The sequence below is a fragment of the Variovorax sp. GrIS 2.14 genome (genome assembly GCF_046115955.1).
Lineage (GTDB): Bacteria > Pseudomonadota > Gammaproteobacteria > Burkholderiales > Burkholderiaceae_C > Variovorax.
On sequence record NZ_JBJXIA010000005.1, the window covers coordinates 244,645 to 262,858 of the forward strand.

Sequence of the window (18,214 nt, forward strand, 5' to 3'; positions counted from 1 at the left end):
AAGTCAGCGCCGGCGACGGCGGATATGGCGGTCGCGACCCCCGCGGCTGCAGCCGGAGCACCCGCGCCACCTGGCGCCGGGCTCAGCCTCGTTCAGCGCGCACTGCGCAAGCTCGGCCTCGTGCGCGACATCGACTTCGCGCTCTACCTGCCGATGCGCTACGAAGACGAAACGCGCATCGTGCGGTTGGCCGACACGCGCGAAGGCGACCTGGCGCAGGTCGAAGGCGTGGTGACCGAAAGCGAAGTCGCGTTTCGTCCGCGCCGCCAGCTGCTCGTGAACATCGACGACGGCAGCGACACCTGCCAGCTGCGCTTCTTCAACTTCTATCCATCACAGCAAAAGCAGCTCGAAGTCGGCGCGCGGGTGCGGGTGCGCGGCGAGGTGCGCGGCAGGTTTATCGGCCGCACGATGATGCATCCGACCGTCAAGGCGGCAGGCACTTCGTTGCCCGATGCGCTGACGCCGGTTTACTCGACCATCGCCGGGCTCGCGCAACCGGTGCTGCGGCGCGAGGTGAGATCGGGCCTCGCGCGTGCTGCGCTAGACGAGACCGTGCCGGAGTCCGTCGGGATTTCGATCGATGCGCAAGAGGTGTGGGACTTGCGCCGCGCGCTGTCGTTTCTGCACTACCCGACGCCCGACGTGGCGATGGCAACGCTGGAAGACCGAAGTCATCCTGCCTGGCAGCGCATCAAGGCCGAAGAGTTGTTGGCACAACAGCTGTCGCAGTTGCAGGCACGGCGCGAGCGCGCCGCGCAGCAGGCACCTCCGCTGCGGTCGATGACGTCCGCCACGTCGTTGTACGCGCAGTTGATGGCGGTGCTGCCGTTCGGCCTGACCGGCGCGCAGCAGCGAGTCGGCGAAGAGATCACGCGCGACCTGGAACGGTCGATTCCGATGCACCGGCTGCTGCAGGGCGATGTCGGCTCCGGCAAGACAGTGGTCGCTGCGCTGGCGGCCGCACGCTGTATCGACGCCGGCTTTCAATGCGCGCTGATGGCGCCGACCGAGATCCTGGCGTCGCAGCACTTCGGCAAGTTGGTGGGCTGGCTCGATCCCTTGCTCGCGGAGCGCGGCTTGCGTGTGGCGTGGCTGACCGGCAGCCAGAAGAAGAAGGAGCGCGACGTCATGTCGGCAGCGGTGGAAAGCGGCGAGGCGGCATTGGTCATCGGTACGCACGCCGTTATCTCGGAGAAGGTGCGCTTCAGGCGACTGGCGCTGGCCATCATCGACGAGCAGCATCGCTTCGGCGTGGCGCAACGGCTTGCGCTGCGCGGCAAGGCCGTCGGGCACCTCGAGCCCCACTTGCTGATGATGAGCGCCACGCCGATTCCGCGCACGCTTGCGATGAGTTACTTTGCCGATCTCGATGTGTCCACGCTCGATGAGCTGCCGCCGGGCCGCACGCCCATCGTCACCAAGCTGGTGGCGGACCACCGCCGCGACGAAGTCGTCGCGCGCATTCAGGCGCAGCTTTCGCAAGGGCGGCAGGTCTACTGGGTCTGTCCGTTGATCGAAGAAAGCGAAGCAGTCGATTTGCGCAATGCGACAGAAACGCGCGACGAGTTGGCAGACGTGCTGGGTCAGCCGGTCCATGTAGGTCTGCTGCATTCGCGCATGTCGACGCCAGACAAGCAGGCGGTGATGGCTGCCTTCACCGCCAATCAGATCCAGGTGCTCGTCAGTACGACGGTGATCGAAGTCGGCGTCGATGTGCCGAATGCGTCGCTGATGGTGATCGAGCACGCGGAGCGCTTTGGGCTGTCGCAGTTGCACCAGTTGCGCGGGCGGGTTGGTCGCGGCGCAGCGGCATCGGCCTGCGTTTTGCTCTACGCGCCGAACGAAGCCGGCCGCGTCGGCGAGGCGGCGCGCGCGCGCTTGAAGGCAATGGCGGAAACCGGCGACGGCTTCGAGATCGCACGTCGCGACCTCGAGATTCGCGGACCCGGCGAGTTTCTCGGGGCGAAGCAATCCGGCGCGCCCCTGCTTCGCTTTGCCGATCTCGAAACAGACGCGTTGCTGCTCGATTGGGCGCGAGATCTCGCGCCTCGTATGCTGGATCAATACCCTGAGCTAGCGCAGAAGCACGTGGACCGCTGGCTCGGCACCAAAGCCGAATATCTCAAAGCATGAGCTCGCTAGCCTACGGGGCGACTGCGCATAATTGTCGGAAGCTATGACCCTTACCGAACTCAAATACATCGTCGCAGTGGCGCGCGAACGCCACTTCGGCAAGGCCGCCGAATCCTGCTACGTCTCTCAGCCCACGCTGTCGGTCGCCATAAAGAAGCTTGAGGACGAACTCGAAGTGAAGCTGTTCGAGCGCAGCGCAGGCGAGGTCACGGTCACACCGCTGGGCGAGCAGATCGTGCAGCAGGCGCAGAGCGTGCTCGATCAGGCCGCCAGCATCAAGGAGATTGCCAAGCGAGGCAAAGACCCGCTGGCCGGCGCATTGAACCTCGGCGTGATCTACACGATCGGCCCCTACCTGTTGCCCGACCTGGTGCGCCAGATGATCACCCGCACGCCGCAAATGCCGCTGATGCTGCAAGAAAACTTCACCGTGAAGCTGCTCGAAATGCTGCGCGCTGGCGAGATCGATTGCGCCATCATGGCCGAGCCTTTTCCGGACAACGGCCTGGCAATGGCCGCGCTGTACGACGAGCCCTTCATGGCCGCACTGCCGATCAACCACAAGCTAGCGGGGAAGGATTCGATCACTTCCGACGAACTGCGCAACGAGACGATGCTACTGCTCGGAACTGGCCATTGCTTTCGCGATCACGTGCTGGAAGTCTGCCCCGAGTTCGCGCGCTTTTCGAGCAATGCCGAAGGCATCCGCAAGAGCTTCGAAGGCTCGTCTCTGGAAACCATCAAGCACATGGTGGCTTCCGGCATGGGTGTCACGTTGGTGCCGCGGCTGTCGGTGCCAGCAGAGGCGCTCAAGCCCAGGGGCAAGGGCAAGAAAGACAACGAGCAGATGGTGCGCTACCTTCCGGTCGTCGATGGCGAAGGCCGCGAGCCGCCGACGCGCCGCGTGGTGCTGGCATGGCGCCGCAGCTTTACACGCTACGAGGCGATCGCCGCGCTGCGCAATGCGATCTATGCGTGCGAGCTTCCGGGTGTGAAGCGGCTGTCTTGAAGGCACAGACCATCGCTGCCATAGCGACGTGCTGTTGCGGTACCCGCGCTCCGCTCTGAAAATCTTGATTTTGAACTCACATCGAAAAGAGATCACATCGTCATGACCAAAGATCTGAAAAAAGCGAAATCGTCCAACCCCGTGGCTGCGTCCGGCAAGGTGCCCAAGAAGGGCGGAACGGTGGTGTCGACGGAGTCGGGCAGTCGCAACGCGCCGATCATCAACATAGGGATCGAACGGCAAGACCGCGCGGACATAGCCGAGGGTTTGAGCCGCGTGCTGGCAGACACCTACACGCTCTATCTCACGACGCACAATTTCCATTGGAACGTGACCGGCCCGCACTTCAACTCGCTGCACGCGATGTTCATGGGTCAGTACACCGAGCTTTGGAATTCGACTGACGTGATTGCAGAACGCATCCGCGCACTCGGCCACTACGCGCCGGGCTCGTATGCCGAATTCAGCAAGATCGCTACCGTGCCCGATGTGCCGCAGCAACCGCCGAAGGCGATGGAGATGGTCCGCATTCTTGTCAAGGGCCACGAAACCGTCTCGCGCATTGCGCGCGAGTTCATTCCGGTGGCCGAAGAAGCCGGCGACGACCCGACCGCCGACATGCTAACCGCGCGCTGCACCGTGCACGACCAGACGGCGTGGATGCTGCGTTCGCTGCTTGAAGATTGAGGCGATGGCCTGTTCGAGAAACGCCGCGAAACCGGCTTTGCCGAGCCGCTGGCGTTGCCCCCTCGGGCGGGGAAGCGGCTACACGAAGTGAGCAAGCTAAGGGGGCGGCATGTCTATCTTGATCTGATTCGCTGGAATCGGCCCGCCGGTTGGTTGCTGCTGCTCTGGCCCACGCTGGGTGCGCTTTGGTTCGCCGCCGATGGTTGGCCGGGGTGGCACTTGGTGATCGTGTTCGTGCTCGGCACGTTTCTGATGCGCAGCGCGGGCTGCTGCATCAACGACGTGGCCGATCGTGATTTCGATCGCCATGTGAAGCGCACCGCACAGCGGCCGGTGACGAGCGGAGCGGTGTCGGTGAGAGAAGCATTGACGCTGGGGGCAGTGCTGGCGCTGCTTGCTTTTGCTCTGGTGCTCACAACCAATCGGCTGACCGTTCTCTGGTCATTCGCGGCGCTCGCCATCACGCTCGCGTATCCCTTTGCGAAGCGCTTCGTCTCGATCCCGCAGGCGGTTCTCGGCATAGCTTTCAGCTTCGGCATCCCGATGGCGTTCGCGGCAGTGCAGTCGGCAGTGCCGGCCTTCGTCGTGCTGCTGCTCGTGGGCAATCTGTTCTGGGTGCTGGCCTACGACACCGAATACGCGATGGTCGACCGCGACGACGACTTGAAGATCGGCATGAAGACCTCTGCCATCACCTTTGGGCGCTTCGATGTTGCTGCGGTCGTGGCGAGCTATGCGGCTTTTCTGTTGCTGTGGACCATTGCGGGTGCGAGCCGCGGTCTGGGCCTGGTCTTCTTCATCGCTATTGTCCTGGCTGCCGCGCAAGCCGTCTGGCACTGGCGCCTGGTTCGCACGCGCACGCGCGACGGCTGCTTCCAGGCGTTTCGCCTGAACCATTGGCTCGGCTTCACTGTGTTCGCAGGGGTCGTTGCCAGCTACGCCCTGCGCTGAGCGCGCTTCGCTCGAAGGGCTGGCTTCGGCCGGCAATCAGCCTTTGCCGAATTCTTCACCCAACTCTGCCGCGCGTTTTTGTGCCGCAAGAATGGCGGTCTTGAACTGGGCTTTTACGTCAGCGGCTTCGAGAGACTTGATGGCAGCGTAGGTCGTTCCACCCTTCGACGTCACCCGCTGTCGCAACACCGACGGAGCCTCCGTTGCGCTCTTGGCCAACGCCGATGCGCCGGTGAAGGTGCCGATGGCCAGGCGCTGCGCCTGGTCGGCAGGCAATCCCATCTCGATGCCCGCCTCTGTCATTGCTTCGATGAAATAGAAGACGTAGGCCGGGCCCGAACCGGACATCGCCGTCACGGCGTCGAGATCGCTTTCAGCGTCGACCCAGAGCAGTTCGCCGGTCGGTGCCAGCAGTTGTGCGACGAGCGCGCGGTCTTCGCTGCTCGTTGCCGGTCGGGCGAAAAGGCCGGTCATGCCCTGGCCGACGAGCGCTGGCGTGTTGGGCATGGCACGCACGATGCGCTCGCTGCCCAGCCAGCGCGCGATGCTGTCCGAGGTAATGCCCGCCGCGACGCTGAGGTGAAGCGCATCGGGTGCGAAGGCGCGCACCGGTTTCGCCGCGTCCGCAAAGGTTTGCGGCTTGACGGCCCACACGACGACGGCGCAGCGCGCGAGCGCAGGGTTCGCTTCAGTCAGAGCTGCGATGCCAAACTCATTTGCAAGCCGCGTTCGGGCCTCGTCGAATGGCTCGACCACCTCGAAAGTGCCGGCCACCGTGCCTTGGCGAAGCAAGCCACCGATGATGGCGCTCGCCATGTTGCCGCCACCGATGAAGGCGATCGGTGGGAGTGGTGTGGCGGCGTTGCGGGGCAGGAAGGTGACGGCGATGGTCATGTGGTCATGGGTCGGTCGATGAATTCGAGTGCGGCGAATTGGGTAATTTGCAGCGGATTGAAATTGTCGTCGCTGACGACCACCAGCGTGCGGCGCCCGTTGGCCAGCGGCGGGCCCCAGCACATGCCCTCACTGTTGTCGAGGCGCGAAAGGCCTAGCGTCGCAAAGTCGGCGACGAGCGTCTTGTTCGCTGGGCGATGGTTGGATGGCGTCAAAGTATCGAACGCCAGCACGTCGCTGGCGGTGCTCGTGTCGATCTCGTAGAGACGCAATGAATTGCCGACGCCGACCGCGTACGCCCTCTCCAGAACCAGCATGCGGTGTGCATCGATCATCAGCACCTCGCTGACGCCGTTGTCCGCGAAGCCACCCGGAACAGTGGGGCGTTGCGGGATAGCGTCAGGGATGTAGGCGATCTGTCGCGTTGCGCGGCCCGAAGCGAGATCGATCTGCGTGAAGCGGCAGGGCCCACCGGGGGCTTCGAGTGTTGGCACGGGCCCGTCTTCTATCAGAGCGTTTTCCATCGCCAGCCAGGCGTGGCGGCCGTCCGGCGTCAGGGCAAGGCCTTCGAACCCGAGGTTGTCGCGTGGTCCGCGTCGCCTGGAGGGGTCGGCTTTGAACATCGAAGGCAACGTGAACTCGCGCAGGAAGCGGCCATCGCGTGTCGATTCATAAAGCGCCGGGCCGAAGCCGCGCGCCACGTCGCCTTCGCTGGACCAAAGAATCGTGCCTGTCGCAGGACGCAACCTCAGGGACTCCGGATCCGGAACGGGCGTGCCCTCGACGGCCTTGGCGCGCCCTGGCCACGGCCCGCTGCCCGGACGCTGCAGGAAAACGACGGAAACTGGTTCGGGCGGCGCGGTGGCTGGGTCACGCCACCGCGCCGTATAAAAACGAACTGGCGCAAGATCCGACCGGTCATCACTCAATATCAGGTACTCACTGTTCGCGGCGTCGAAGTCGATTCCTGAGGGGCCGCCCGTGGGCGTTTCCGCTATTTGGATCCGGTGCGGCCAACGGGCTTCAGCGAGCAGGCGCAAGCGGACGGGTGAAAGCGGACCGGCGGTCCACTGGCCGCTCGACGAACCGTTACAGGCAGTCAACCCGAAGACGATTGGGTTTGCCGAGAGCAGCATGGCAAGCAGGCGGCGACGCGTCATCGCCGTCGAGATGGCTTGGTGCGGGTCGTTGTGTTGCTTGGTATGCACAGACGCCAGTCTAGTTTCTGGCTTCCATCGGCCAAGCGCAGTTGACGCACCGTCGAACGCATGGCACAATCGCGGGCTTCGCTCTAAACGAGTGAAGCTTCTGCCCAGCGGAAGTGCCCCGAGTGGTTCGGGGTGCGGACGACGGGCCCAAGACTGACTGCAGTGAATCCGCCTTCGGGTTCGCATCGGTACAAGTTGGGAACTATTCGAAATGATCCAAGCTGAATCCAGGCTCGAAGTAGCCGACAACACAGGGGCGAAATCCGTTCTGTGTATCAAGGTGCTGGGTGGCTCCAAGCGACGTTACGCCAGCGTGGGCGACGTTATCAAGGTCAGCATCAAGGAAGCCGCTCCGCGTGGTCGCGTCAAAAAAGGTGAGATCTACAGCGCAGTCGTGGTTCGTACTGCCAAGGGCATTCGCCGTGCCGACGGTTCCCTCGTCAAATTCGACAGCAACGCAGCCGTGTTGCTCAATGCCAAGCTGGAGCCGATCGGCACCCGCATCTTCGGACCGGTGACGCGCGAGTTGCGCACCGAAAAGTTCATGAAGATCGTGTCGCTGGCTCCCGAAGTTCTGTAAGGACAACAACGCCATGAACAAGATTCGCAAAGGCGACCAGGTTATCGTGTTGGCCGGTCGTGACAAGGGTAAGCGCGGTGTTGTTTCGCTGCGCAAGGACGACTCGCATCTGATCGTCGACGGCATCAACACCGTCAAGAAGCACACCAAACCGAACCCGCTCAAGGGTACTACTGGTGGCATCGTCGAAAAGACCATGCCCATCCACCAATCCAACGTGGCGATCTTCAATGCCGCGACCGGCAAGGCCGATCGTGTGGGCATCAAGATCGCGGACGGCAAGCGCCTTCGCGTCTTCAAGTCCAGCGGCGACGAAATCAAGATCGCCTAAGGGGTACTCACATGGCACGTCTCCAAAAACACTTCCGCGAAAAAGTCTCCAAAGACTTGATCGAAAAGTTCGGCTACAAGTCGCCGATGCAAGTACCGCGCATCACCAAAATCACGCTCAACATGGGTGTGGGTGAAGCGGTTGCCGACAAGAAGGTTCTCGACAATGCTGTCGCTGACCTGACGAAGATCGCCGGCCAGAAGCCAGTCGTCACCAAGTCGAAGAAGGCCATCGCCGGATTCAAGATTCGGGAAATGCAGCCGATCGGTTGCATGGTCACGCTGCGCGGTGTGCAGATGTATGAGTTCCTGGACCGTTTCGTGACCGTGGCGCTGCCGCGTGTTCGCGACTTCCGCGGCATTTCCGGCCGTGCTTTCGACGGTCGTGGCAACTACAACATCGGCGTCAAAGAGCAGATCATTTTTCCTGAGATCGAATACGACAAGGTCGATGCCTTGCGCGGTCTCAACATCAGCATCACGACAACGGCCAAGACCGACGAAGAAGCCAAGGCGCTTCTCGCTGGTTTCCGTTTCCCGTTCAAGAACTGAGGCGAACCGTGGCTAAACAATCTTTGATCCAGCGCGAACTCAAGCGCGACAACTTGGTCGCCAAGTACGCTGCAAAGCACGCGGAATTTAAGGCAATCGCAAACGATGCCAAGAAGAGCGACGAAGAGCGCGCCGCAGCCCGTCTGGGTTTGCAAAAGCTCCCGCGCAATGCGAACCCTACGCGTCAACGCAATCGTTGCGCCATCACCGGTCGTCCTCGCGGCACGTTCCGTCAATTCGGTCTGGCTCGCGCCAAGATCCGTGAACTGGCTTTCGCTGGCGACATCCCCGGTGTCACCAAGGCCAGCTGGTAAGCCCGGCAGGAGCAAACAACATGAGCATGAGTGATCCCATTGCCGACCTGCTGACGCGTATCCGTAACGCGCAAATGGTGGCGAAGCCCAATGTGTCGATTCCGTCTTCCAAAGTGAAGGTCGCGATCGCACAGGTGCTGAAAGACGAAGGCTATATCGATGGTTTCGAGGTCAAGACTGAGTCCGGTAAGTCCGAACTGGTCATCACCTTGAAGTACTACGCTGGTCGCCCGGTCATCGAGCGCATCGAGCGTGTGAGCCGCCCCGGCCTGCGCGTCTACAAGGGCAGCGCTGCCATTCCACAAGTCCAGAACGGCCTCGGCGTCGCCATCGTCACGACCCCCCAGGGCGTGATGACAGACCGCAAGGCGCGCGCTACCGGTGTCGGTGGCGAAGTCCTGTGCTACGTCGCCTAACCGAGACATCGAGGAGTCACTGAAAATGTCCCGCGTAGGAAAAATGCCGGTCACCATCCCCGCAGGTGTGGATGTGTCGATCAAGGAAGACCAGATCAGCGTCAAAGGCTCGGGCGGAACGCTCAGCCTGCATCGCAATCTGTTGGTCAAAGTCGTCAGCAATGACGGCAAGCTCAATTTCGAACCCGCCAACGATTCGCGTGAAGCGAATGCGATGAGCGGCACGTTGCGCCAGCTGGTCAACAATATGGTTGTCGGCGTCACCAAGGGCTTCGAAAAGAAGCTCAATTTGGTCGGTGTCGGCTACAAGGCCGCTGCATCCAATAACAAGTTGAATCTGCAAGTCGGTTACTCGCACCCGGTCAATATCGAAATGCCTCAAGGCATCACGGTAACCACTGCGACCCCGACTGAAATCGTGATCAAGGGTGCCGATCGCCAACGCGTCGGCCAGATCGCCGCCGAGATCCGAGCTGTTCGTCCGCCTGAGCCTTACAAGGGCAAGGGCATCCGGTATTCGGACGAGAAGATCGTGATCAAAGAGACCAAGAAGAAATAAGGGGCAGCAAAATGATGTTGACCAAAAAAGCACAGCGTCTGCGCCGCTCGCGCCAGACCCGCATTCGTATCGCGACCCAGGGCGTCGCCCGTCTCACGGTGAACCGCACCAACCTGCACATTTACGCCACGGTCATTTCCGACGACGGCTCCAAGGTGATTGCGACTGCATCGACGGCCGAAGCCGAAGTTCGCACGTCGTTAGGCGGCGCAGGCAAGGGCGGCAACGCCGCTGCCGCTACCGCGGTTGGCAAGCGCATCGCTGAAAAGGCGAAAGCGGCCGGCGTTGACAAGGTCGCTTTCGACCGTGCAGGTTTTGCGTACCACGGCCGCGTCAAGGCGTTGGCTGAAGCGGCACGCGAAGCCGGCCTGCAGTTCTAAGCGCAAGCAGCGAGTTCAAGGAATTCAAGATGGCAAAAATTCAAGCACGCACCCAGAACGAAGGACCGGAAGACGGTCTGCGCGAGAAGATGATCGCGATCAACCGCGTCACCAAGGTGGTGAAGGGTGGTCGGATCCTCGGTTTCGCAGCACTCACCGTGGTCGGTGACGGCGACGGCAAGGTCGGCATGGGCAAGGGCAAATCGAAGGAAGTGCCGGCTGCAGTGCAAAAGGCTATGGAAGAAGCGCGTCGCAACCTCTTCAAGATTTCGATCAAGAACGGCACACTGCATCATCGCGTGACCGGTCATCATGGCGCCGCATCGGTTGTCATGATTCCGGCCCCAAAGGGCACCGGCATCATCGCTGGCGGCCCGATGCGCGCTGTGTTCGAAGTCCTGGGCATCACCGACATCGTGGCCAAGAGCCATGGTTCGTCAAACCCCTACAACATGGTTCGCGCAACGCTCGACGGTCTGAAGAACTCGACCACGGCATCGCAAGTCGCTGCCAAGCGCGGCCTGACCGTCGAAGAAATCTTCGCGTAAGCGAAGAGACACCAGAAGACTCCCATGACGACGCAACAAACAACCCTCAAGGTGACCTTGGTAAAGAGCCCGATCGGCACCAAGGAATCGCATCGCGCGACCGTGCGTGGCCTCGGCCTGCGCAAGGTCAACAGCGTGAGTGAGCTGCAAGACACACCCGCAGTGCGCGGAATGATCAACAAGATCAGTTATCTGGTCAAAGTTCTGTAAGGGAGACTGATATGGAACTCAATGGCATCAAGCCGGCCGCCGGCGCGAAGCACGCAAAGCGTCGTGTCGGTCGCGGTATCGGCTCCGGTATCGGCAAGACCGCAGGTCGCGGTCACAAAGGTCAAAAGTCACGCGCAGGCGGCTTCCACAAGGTTGGTTTCGAAGGCGGTCAAATGCCTTTGCAACGGCGCTTGCCTAAGCGCGGCTTCAAGTCGCATCTGCTGAAGTACAACGCTGAAGTCACGCTGACTGCTCTCGAGCAACTCGGTCTTGCTGAAGTCGACATGCTGGCGCTCAAGCAAGCAGGTCTGGTCAGTCAGATGATCAAGGTCGTCAAGATCATCAAGACCGGCGAACTTACCAAGGCTGTCAAGCTGACGGGCGTGGGCGCTACTGCCGGCGCCAAGGCTGCAATTGAAGCTGTCGGCGGCAGCGTCGTCTGATTTCCTCTTCGGACTGAAAGAACCTCTTCGTGGCAACTAACGCGGCAACGCTCGCAAAAACAGGCAAGTTCGGCGACCTCCGTCGTCGGCTGGTCTTTTTGCTGCTCGCCCTCGTGGTCTATCGCGTCGGTGCGCACATCCCTGTTCCGGGCATCAACCCGGACCAGTTGGCGCAGTTGTTTCAAGGTCAGCAGGGCGGCATCCTGAGCCTGTTCAACATGTTCTCGGGCGGCGCGTTGTCTCGGTTCACCGTGTTCGCCTTGGGGATCATGCCGTACATTTCGGCGTCGATCATCATGCAGTTGATGACCTATGTGTTGCCGACCTTCGAGCAAATGAAGAAGGAAGGCGAATCGGGACGTCGCAAGATCACTCAGTACACGCGTTATGGTGCGCTTGGCCTTGCAATGTTTCAGTCGTTCAGCATTGCCGTCGCGCTGGAATCCTCTGCGGGCTTGGTCATCGCACCTGGCTTCGGTTTCCGCATCACTGCGATGGTGAGTCTCACGGCAGGTTCGATGTTCCTGATGTGGCTCGGCGAGCAGATCACTGAGCGTGGTCTTGGCAACGGCATTTCGATCCTGATCTTTGCTGGCATTGCGGCGGGTTTGCCGAACGCGGTCGGGGGCTTGCTTGAACTGGTTCGTACCGGCGCCATGAACGTGATCGTCGCTTTGTTCATCGTCGCCGTTGTGGCGGGTGTGACTTACTTCGTGGTGTTCGTGGAACGCGGTCAGCGCAAGATCCTTGTGAACTACGCCCGCCGACAGGTTGGGAACAAGGTCTACGGTGGCCAATCGTCCCACTTGCCGCTCAAACTGAATATGGCCGGCGTGATCCCGCCGATCTTCGCTTCGTCGATCATTCTGCTTCCGGCGACAGTAGTCGGTTGGCTGAGCACAGGTGAAGGTGGCTTCCGTTGGATCAAGGACGTGGCTGGCGCGCTGCGTCCAGGTGAGCCGATCTACGTGCTGCTGTATGCCGCTGCAATCGTGTTCTTCTGTTTCTTCTACACAGCCTTGGTGTTCAACAGCCGCGAGACGGCCGACAACCTCAAGAAAAGTGGCGCCTTCATTCCTGGCATTCGCCCGGGTGATCAAACGGCCCGCTATATCGACAAGATTCTGGTTCGCCTGACGTTGGCCGGCGCGGTGTACATCACCTTCGTCTGCTTGCTGCCCGAGTTCCTGATTCTGAAATACAACGTGCCGTTTTATTTCGGTGGGACCTCTCTGTTGATCATCGTGGTCGTCACGATGGACTTCATGGCCCAGGTACAGAACTACATGATGTCTCAGCAGTATGAATCGCTGCTCAAGAAGGCGAACTTCAAGACGTCGTAGCGCTGGGTTTCAGTATTGAGTTCGGGCGTTAGAGCGCCACGTTTAAAGTTTTAGGAGAATCAAATGAGAGTTTCGGCTTCGGTCAAACCCATCTGCCGTAATTGCAAGGTCATCCGCCGTAAAGGCGTGGTGCGTGTGATTTGTACCGACCCGCGCCACAAGCAGCGCCAGGGTTGATCCAAGAGTATTAGAGGACGCACATGGCACGTATTGCTGGCATTAACATTCCACCGCACAAGCACGCTGAAATTGGCCTGACCGCCATTTTTGGTATCGGGCGCACGCGCGCCCGTCAAATCTGCGAAGCGAGCGGTATCGAATATTCGAAGAAGATCAAAGATCTGACCGACGGTGATCTCGAAAAGATCCGCGATCAGATCGCTCTCTTCACCATCGAAGGCGATCTGCGCCGCGAGACCACGATGAACATCAAGCGCTTGATGGACATCGGTTGCTATCGTGGCTTCCGCCACCGTCGCGGCCTGCCGATGCGCGGTCAGCGCACGCGCACCAATGCCCGTACCCGCAAGGGTCCGCGCAAGGCTGCGCAATCCCTGAAAAAATAAGGACAGACCAGCATGGCTAAAGCTCCTGCAAACAACGCCGCACAGCGCGTTCGCAAGAAGGTTCGCAAGAACGTTGCGGACGGCATCGCTCACGTGCATGCCTCGTTCAACAACACCATCATCACGATCACCGACCGTCAGGGCAATGCTTTGTCTTGGGCTTCGTCGGGTGGCCAGGGCTTCAAGGGCTCGCGCAAATCGACACCGTTCGCCGCGCAGGTCGCGTCCGAAGTCGCGGGCCGTGCTGCTGTCGAACAAGGCATTAAGAATCTCGACGTCGAGATCAAGGGCCCCGGTCCTGGTCGCGAATCGTCGGTGCGCGCATTGGCAGCGCTCGGCATCCGGATCAATTCCATTGCCGACGTCACGCCTGTGCCGCACAACGGCTGCCGCCCTCAAAAGCGTCGCCGGATCTGACCGCTTTGCGGTCAGGCGTTGAGGCTCTCCAGTTTCAGCGCCCGGCGCAGTCTGCCTCGCGGCGGCTGCGCATTTTGTTTTTATCAAGCCCACCGCCATCGGCACGCCGCTGATGGCTCCCGCAGTTCAAAGCTGCGGCAGATGACACAAAGGAAATCACGTGGCACGCTACCTCGGCCCCAAGGCCAAACTCTCCCGCCGTGAAGGCACCGACCTGTTCCTGAAGAGCGCTCGCCGTTCGATTCAAGACAAGGCCAAGTTCGATTCCAAGCCCGGCCAGCACGGCCGCACTTCGGGCCAGCGCACCTCGGACTTCGGTCTGCAACTGCGTGAGAAGCAGAAGGTCAAGCGCATGTACGGCGTTCTCGAAAAGCAGTTTCGCCGCTACTTCGAAGAAGCCGATCGTCGTCGTGGCAACACCGGCGCCAACCTGCTGTTTCTGCTCGAATGCCGCCTCGACAACGTCGTGTACCGCATGGGGTTTGGCTCGACGCGTGCCGAAGCTCGTCAACTCGTGTCGCACAAGGCGATTACGGTGAACGGCCAGTCGGTCAACATTCCGTCGTATCTGGTTAAGACCGGCGACGTGATCGCTGTGCGCGATAAGTCGAAGAAGCAAACGCGCATTGCCGAAGCGCTTCAGTTGGCTCAGCAAGTCGGCATGCCAGCTTGGGTCGAGGTCAACGCCGACAAGGGCGAAGGCACCTTCAAGAAGGTTCCTGACCGCGACGAATTCGCAGCCGACATCAACGAATCGCTGATCGTCGAACTGTATTCGCGTTAAACGGACGATAACGAGGCTGCTGCGCCGCCTCGTCCTTGTGATTTTTTTGTTCCCTCCGCGCTGCACCGCGACAGGGCACTTCACCAGCCTTACCGGTGTAACGAACCGGGGGTATTGAGAGGAAGTCTGCATGCAAACCACCCTGCTGAAACCCAAGACCATCCAGGTCGAGCAACTTGCGCCGAACAAGGCCAAGGTTACTCTCGAACCTTTCGAGCGGGGCTACGGCCACACGCTCGGCAATGCGCTGCGCCGCGTTCTGCTGTCGTCCATGGTCGGCTATTCGGCCACCGAAGTGACTATTGCCGGCGTTCTGCACGAGTACTCGTCGATCGACGGTGTGCAAGAAGACGTCGTCAATATTTTGTTGAACCTCAAGGGTGTGGTGTTCAAGCTCCACAACCGCGACGAAGTCACGTTGAGTCTGCGCAAGGACGGCGAAGGCCCGGTGTTGGCTTCTGACATTCAGACGCCGCACGACGTTGAAATCATCAACCCGGATCACGTGATCGCGCACCTGTCGCAAGGTGGCAAGCTCGACATGCAGATCAAGGTCGAAAAGGGCCGCGGTTACGTTCCGGGAACGATGCGCCGCTATGCGGATGAGCCGACGAAGTCGATTGGCCGCATCGTGCTCGACGCATCGTTCTCGCCAGTCAAGCGCGTGAGCTACACCGTCGAAAGCGCTCGTGTAGAACAGCGCACCGATCTGGACAAGCTGCTTGTCGAGATCGAAACGAACGGCGCGATCACCGCTGAAGACGCAGTGCGCGCTTCGGCGAAGATCCTGGTCGAACAACTCGCAGTGTTCGCACAGCTCGAAGGTGGCGAACTTGCCGCCTTCGACACGCCAGCGCCGCGCAGTGCACAGCAGTTCGATCCGATCCTGCTGCGTCCGGTCGACGAACTCGAGCTCACAGTGCGTTCGGCGAACTGCCTGAAGGCCGAGAACATCTACTACATCGGTGACCTGATTCAGCGTACCGAAAACGAGTTGCTCAAGACCCCAAATCTGGGTCGCAAGTCGCTCAACGAGATCAAGGAAGTCCTCGCTTCGCGCGGCCTGACCTTGGGTATGAAGCTCGAAAGCTGGCCGCCGGCCGGCCTCGACAAGCGTTAATTTTCAGAGAGCCTTCAAAAAGCTCAGTGCACGGGCAGTACCTGATACGGCTGCCTTTTTAATAAAGTAAAGGAAAGCACCATGCGCCACGGTCACGGCCTCCGCAAACTCAATCGCACCAGCTCGCATCGTCTTGCGATGCTGCAAAACATGATGAACTCGCTCATCGAGCACGAGGTCATCAAGACCACGCTGCCGAAGGCGAAAGAACTGCGTCGCGTCATCGAACCGATGATTACGCTGGCCAAGAAGCCGACGCTTGCGAACAAGCGCCTTGCATTCGACCGTCTTCGCGATCGCAACAGCGTCGTCAAGCTGTTCGCCGACCTTGGCCCGCGCTACAACACGCGTCCCGGTGGTTACACGCGCATCCTGAAAATGGGTTTCCGCGTCGGCGACAACGCACCGATGGCGCTGGTCGAGTTGGTCGATCGCCCAGAGATCAAAGAAGATGCGTCTGCCGAGCAGAACGCCGCTGAATAAGCTATAATTCTATCTTGCCGCGCGATGGAGCAGCCTGGTAGCTCGTTGGGCTCATAACCCAAAGGTCGCAAGTTCAAATCTTGCTCGCGCAACCAGTTTAAAAGGCCCTTTGAGAAATCAAAGGGCCTTTTTTCTTTGGGTCATGATGGCAAGAAATGTCAGGTCATCCGCTGAGCGCACAACACGGTCGAATTCAATCTGCGCCGTGGACTCAGTGGATTTAGCTTAGCGGCGCTCTCGGTTCATCCTGCCCGCAGACGCCAGCGTGCAGTTCAGTCCGGCAGAACCGCAGTCACTTCGATTTCCACTTTCGCTCGCGCTTCAACCAGCGCGGCGACCTGCACACACGTCATCGCCGGAAAGTTGCGGCCCATCGCATCGCGATACACCGGCCCCAACTCGCTGAGCCGTGCGTTGTATTCGTCGCGATCGCTGATGTACCAGGTCATCCGAACCATGTGCTCTGGCCCGGCACCGGCTTCACGGAGCACCTCGGCGACGTTGCGCAGTGCTTGACCCGTCTGGACTATGAAGTCGTCGCTCTCGAACTGCTGCTGCGCGTTCCAGCCGATCTGGCCGCCAACAAAAATAGTCGTGCCGCGCGCAGCGATGCCATTTGCATACCCTTTGGGTGCCGTCCAGCCCGGCGGTTGAAGGAATTTCATCATGGTGTTTGTCTGAGTCGGAATCGTTGGAGCTTGCCCGTTTCGGTGCGAGGCAGCACCGTGACGAACTCGATCTCCCTCGGGTACTTATACGGCGCGATGGTCGCCTTGACGTGGTCTTGCAGCGCCTTGACGAGCGCCGCGTCACCGGTCTCGCCCGGCTTCAACACGCAATAGGCCTTGACGATGGTTCCGCGGTCGGCGTCGGCCTTGCCGACCACGCCGCACTCCGCAACCGCAGGGTGTTTCAGCAGCGCGTCTTCGACCTCGGGGCCGCCGACGTTATAGCCGGCGGTGACGATCATGTCGTCGGCGCGTGCCTGGTAGAAAAAGTAGCCGTCGTCGTCCTGCATGAACGCATCGCCGGGGTAGTTCCAGCCGTTCTTCACGTACTCGGTCTGGCGCGCATCGTCGAGGTAGCGGCAACCCACCGGGCCGATGATCGCCAGCTTGCCGACAGTGCCGCGCAGCACCTCGTTGCCTTCATCGTCCACAACCTTCGCGGTGAAGCCGGGCACGGCTTTGCCGATCGCGCCGCGCCGCACCTCGTGGTTCGCCGCCGAAATATAAATGTGGAAGACCTCGGTGCCACCGATGCCGTCGAGCATCTCGATGCCCGTCGCGTCTTTCCAGAGTTGGCGCGTCGCATCGGGCAAAGCTTCGCCGGCGCTTACGCAAGTGCGCATTGACGGCACGCCTTGCTGCTTTGCAAACGGTGCCATCTGTCGGTAGAAAGTCGGGGCCGTGTAGCAGATGGTCGCGCCGATCTCGTTGATCAGCTTGACCACGCCTTCAGGCGTGTATGGCGCATCGTGAAAGTAGACAGAAGAGCCCGCCCACATCGGATACACAAGCAGCCCGCCGAGCCCGAAGGTGAATGCCAGCGGCGGCGAGCCGATCACGATGTCGTCGCTGCGCGCCTTGAGGATATGCCGCGGCCAGGTCTCGCACATGGCGAGCACGTCGCGGTGCGTCGTTACCGGCGCCTTCGGCTTACCTGTCGTGCCCGACGTAAACGCCAACAGCGCGACATCGTCCGCCGACGTCGGACACGCCGCGAATACGCCGCTCTTGGCCGCAGCGAGCGATGACAAAGACGCCGGATCGTCCGGAAGGTTGAACGCAACGATGGTCAACAGCGACGAATATTCGCGCTGTGCTGTTTCCAGCTCAGCGATCAGCTTGCCGTCGCACAGTGCCAGCACCGGACGTGACTTGTCGATGATTTCGCCCAACTCCTTGGCACGCAACAACGGCATGCTTGCCACGGCGATCATGCCGGCCTTGACCACGGCCAGCCACGACAGCGCCATGGCGACCGAGTTGCCACCACGCAGCAGCACGCGGTTGCCCGGCACCAGTCCGAAGTCTTCGACAAGCACCTGTGCGATGCGGCTGACCTCGACTGCAGCCTCGGCATACGTCAGCGTCTGCTGGGGTGAACGCAGCATCGGTTTGTCGCCGAAGCCTTTGGCCGCTGCCTTGTCGAGCAGTTCTTCGACCAGGTTCAACTGGTCGGGCAACTGCAACTCGGGTAAGTCGTACCGAAACATCGGCAATTGCTCAGCCGGCGGTAGCCGGTCGTGCACGAATCGATCCACTTGCGCACTCAAAGACAT

At 60.8% G+C, this 18,214-nt stretch carries 25 protein-coding genes and 1 tRNA gene; 22 read left to right on the forward strand and 4 right to left on the reverse strand.

Annotated elements, in window-relative coordinates:
- Positions 1 to 24 precede the first annotated feature (24 nt).
- The 4 genes from recG to ubiA all read left to right on the forward strand — a co-directional run bounded on the left by recG (position 25) and on the right by ubiA (position 4,783).
- A complete protein-coding gene (gene recG, locus RCH10_RS11190) occupies positions 25 to 2,136 on the forward strand; it encodes an ATP-dependent DNA helicase RecG (protein WP_409052407.1) in 2,112 nt (703 codons plus the stop codon).
- Between the two features lie 43 nt (positions 2,137 to 2,179).
- Positions 2,180 to 3,145 (forward strand): LysR substrate-binding domain-containing protein, encoded by a 966-nt coding sequence (locus RCH10_RS11195; protein ID WP_409052408.1) that lies wholly within the window; start codon positions 2,180 to 2,182, stop codon positions 3,143 to 3,145.
- Between the two features lie 102 nt (positions 3,146 to 3,247).
- The gene (locus RCH10_RS11200) at positions 3,248 to 3,832 is read left to right on the forward strand and encodes a DNA starvation/stationary phase protection protein (protein WP_323500301.1); all 585 of its coding nucleotides are present in this window, start codon (positions 3,248 to 3,250) and stop codon (positions 3,830 to 3,832) included.
- Positions 3,833 to 3,919: 87 nt separating this feature from the next.
- Positions 3,920 to 4,783, forward strand: a complete 864-nt coding sequence (gene ubiA, locus RCH10_RS11205; protein ID WP_409052409.1) for a 4-hydroxybenzoate octaprenyltransferase — start codon at positions 3,920 to 3,922, stop codon at positions 4,781 to 4,783.
- A 36-nt stretch (positions 4,784 to 4,819) separates the two neighbouring features.
- Here the strand turns inward: ubiA and proC are convergent, their stop codons facing one another.
- Positions 4,820 to 5,677, reverse strand: a complete 858-nt coding sequence (gene proC, locus RCH10_RS11210; RefSeq protein WP_409052410.1) for a pyrroline-5-carboxylate reductase — start codon at positions 5,675 to 5,677, stop codon at positions 4,820 to 4,822.
- Positions 5,674 to 7,071: an esterase-like activity of phytase family protein gene (locus tag RCH10_RS11215; protein ID WP_409052483.1), complete on the reverse strand. Its 1,398-nt coding sequence runs from the start codon at positions 7,069 to 7,071 to the stop codon at positions 5,674 to 5,676. The genes proC and RCH10_RS11215 overlap by 4 nt, the downstream gene beginning before the upstream one ends.
- 25 nt (positions 7,072 to 7,096) lie before the next feature.
- Here RCH10_RS11215 and rplN point away from each other — a divergent pair, with 25 nt between their 5' ends.
- The 18 genes from rplN to RCH10_RS11305 all read left to right on the forward strand — a co-directional run bounded on the left by rplN (position 7,097) and on the right by RCH10_RS11305 (position 16,025).
- Complete coding sequence (rplN, locus tag RCH10_RS11220; protein WP_187054103.1) at positions 7,097 to 7,465, forward strand: 50S ribosomal protein L14; 369 nt, start codon at positions 7,097 to 7,099, stop codon at positions 7,463 to 7,465.
- A gap of 13 nt (positions 7,466 to 7,478) precedes the next feature.
- Positions 7,479 to 7,796, forward strand: coding sequence for a 50S ribosomal protein L24 (gene rplX, locus RCH10_RS11225; protein WP_409052411.1), 318 nt, complete (start codon positions 7,479 to 7,481; stop codon positions 7,794 to 7,796).
- Between the two features lie 11 nt (positions 7,797 to 7,807).
- Positions 7,808 to 8,347, forward strand: a complete 540-nt coding sequence (gene rplE, locus RCH10_RS11230) for a 50S ribosomal protein L5 (protein ID WP_187054105.1) — start codon at positions 7,808 to 7,810, stop codon at positions 8,345 to 8,347.
- 8 nt (positions 8,348 to 8,355) lie between these two features.
- Positions 8,356 to 8,661: a 30S ribosomal protein S14 gene (rpsN, locus tag RCH10_RS11235; protein ID WP_068630277.1), complete on the forward strand. Its 306-nt coding sequence runs from the start codon at positions 8,356 to 8,358 to the stop codon at positions 8,659 to 8,661.
- Positions 8,662 to 8,681: 20 nt separating this feature from the next.
- Positions 8,682 to 9,077 (forward strand): 30S ribosomal protein S8, encoded by a 396-nt coding sequence (rpsH, locus tag RCH10_RS11240; RefSeq protein ID WP_187054106.1) that lies wholly within the window; start codon positions 8,682 to 8,684, stop codon positions 9,075 to 9,077.
- A 25-nt stretch (positions 9,078 to 9,102) separates the two neighbouring features.
- Positions 9,103 to 9,636, forward strand: a complete 534-nt coding sequence (gene rplF / locus RCH10_RS11245; protein ID WP_409052484.1) for a 50S ribosomal protein L6 — start codon at positions 9,103 to 9,105, stop codon at positions 9,634 to 9,636.
- Between the two features lie 14 nt (positions 9,637 to 9,650).
- Complete coding sequence (gene rplR / locus RCH10_RS11250) at positions 9,651 to 10,016, forward strand: 50S ribosomal protein L18 (RefSeq protein WP_187054852.1); 366 nt, start codon at positions 9,651 to 9,653, stop codon at positions 10,014 to 10,016.
- Positions 10,017 to 10,045: 29 nt separating this feature from the next.
- On the forward strand, positions 10,046 to 10,564 hold the full coding sequence (gene rpsE / locus RCH10_RS11255; protein WP_187054107.1) for a 30S ribosomal protein S5: 519 nt from the start codon (positions 10,046 to 10,048) through the stop codon (positions 10,562 to 10,564).
- Positions 10,565 to 10,588: 24 nt separating this feature from the next.
- A complete protein-coding gene (gene rpmD / locus RCH10_RS11260) occupies positions 10,589 to 10,774 on the forward strand; it encodes a 50S ribosomal protein L30 (RefSeq protein WP_409052412.1) in 186 nt (61 codons plus the stop codon).
- 11 nt (positions 10,775 to 10,785) lie between these two features.
- Positions 10,786 to 11,217 carry a 50S ribosomal protein L15 gene (rplO, locus tag RCH10_RS11265; RefSeq protein ID WP_409052413.1) on the forward strand — a complete coding sequence of 144 codons (432 nt, stop codon included), beginning with the start codon at positions 10,786 to 10,788 and terminating at the stop codon, positions 11,215 to 11,217.
- A 29-nt stretch (positions 11,218 to 11,246) separates the two neighbouring features.
- Positions 11,247 to 12,560, forward strand: coding sequence for a preprotein translocase subunit SecY (gene secY, locus RCH10_RS11270; protein WP_187054110.1), 1,314 nt, complete (start codon positions 11,247 to 11,249; stop codon positions 12,558 to 12,560).
- 63 nt (positions 12,561 to 12,623) lie between these two features.
- Positions 12,624 to 12,737, forward strand: a complete 114-nt coding sequence (gene rpmJ / locus RCH10_RS11275; RefSeq protein ID WP_017760906.1) for a 50S ribosomal protein L36 — start codon at positions 12,624 to 12,626, stop codon at positions 12,735 to 12,737.
- Between the two features lie 23 nt (positions 12,738 to 12,760).
- A complete protein-coding gene (gene rpsM / locus RCH10_RS11280) occupies positions 12,761 to 13,126 on the forward strand; it encodes a 30S ribosomal protein S13 (protein WP_093243005.1) in 366 nt (121 codons plus the stop codon).
- Positions 13,127 to 13,138: 12 nt separating this feature from the next.
- Positions 13,139 to 13,543, forward strand: a complete 405-nt coding sequence (rpsK, locus tag RCH10_RS11285) for a 30S ribosomal protein S11 (protein ID WP_009124825.1) — start codon at positions 13,139 to 13,141, stop codon at positions 13,541 to 13,543.
- Positions 13,544 to 13,703: 160 nt separating this feature from the next.
- Complete coding sequence (rpsD, locus tag RCH10_RS11290) at positions 13,704 to 14,327, forward strand: 30S ribosomal protein S4 (RefSeq protein ID WP_187054111.1); 624 nt, start codon at positions 13,704 to 13,706, stop codon at positions 14,325 to 14,327.
- Between the two features lie 130 nt (positions 14,328 to 14,457).
- Positions 14,458 to 15,447, forward strand: coding sequence for a DNA-directed RNA polymerase subunit alpha (locus tag RCH10_RS11295; protein ID WP_187054112.1), 990 nt, complete (start codon positions 14,458 to 14,460; stop codon positions 15,445 to 15,447).
- A gap of 81 nt (positions 15,448 to 15,528) precedes the next feature.
- Positions 15,529 to 15,930 (forward strand): 50S ribosomal protein L17, encoded by a 402-nt coding sequence (rplQ, locus tag RCH10_RS11300; protein WP_187054113.1) that lies wholly within the window; start codon positions 15,529 to 15,531, stop codon positions 15,928 to 15,930.
- 18 nt (positions 15,931 to 15,948) lie between these two features.
- Positions 15,949 to 16,025 (forward strand) — tRNA-Met (locus RCH10_RS11305).
- 177 nt (positions 16,026 to 16,202) lie between these two features.
- On the opposite strand, the gene RCH10_RS11310 is transcribed toward RCH10_RS11305, so the two are convergent.
- Entirely contained in the window at positions 16,203 to 16,598 is a 396-nt protein-coding gene (locus RCH10_RS11310) for a RidA family protein (protein WP_323500305.1), read from the reverse strand.
- A complete protein-coding gene (locus RCH10_RS11315) occupies positions 16,595 to 18,208 on the reverse strand; it encodes an AMP-binding protein (protein WP_409052485.1) in 1,614 nt (537 codons plus the stop codon). The genes RCH10_RS11310 and RCH10_RS11315 overlap by 4 nt, the downstream gene beginning before the upstream one ends.
- Positions 18,209 to 18,214 lie beyond the last annotated feature (6 nt).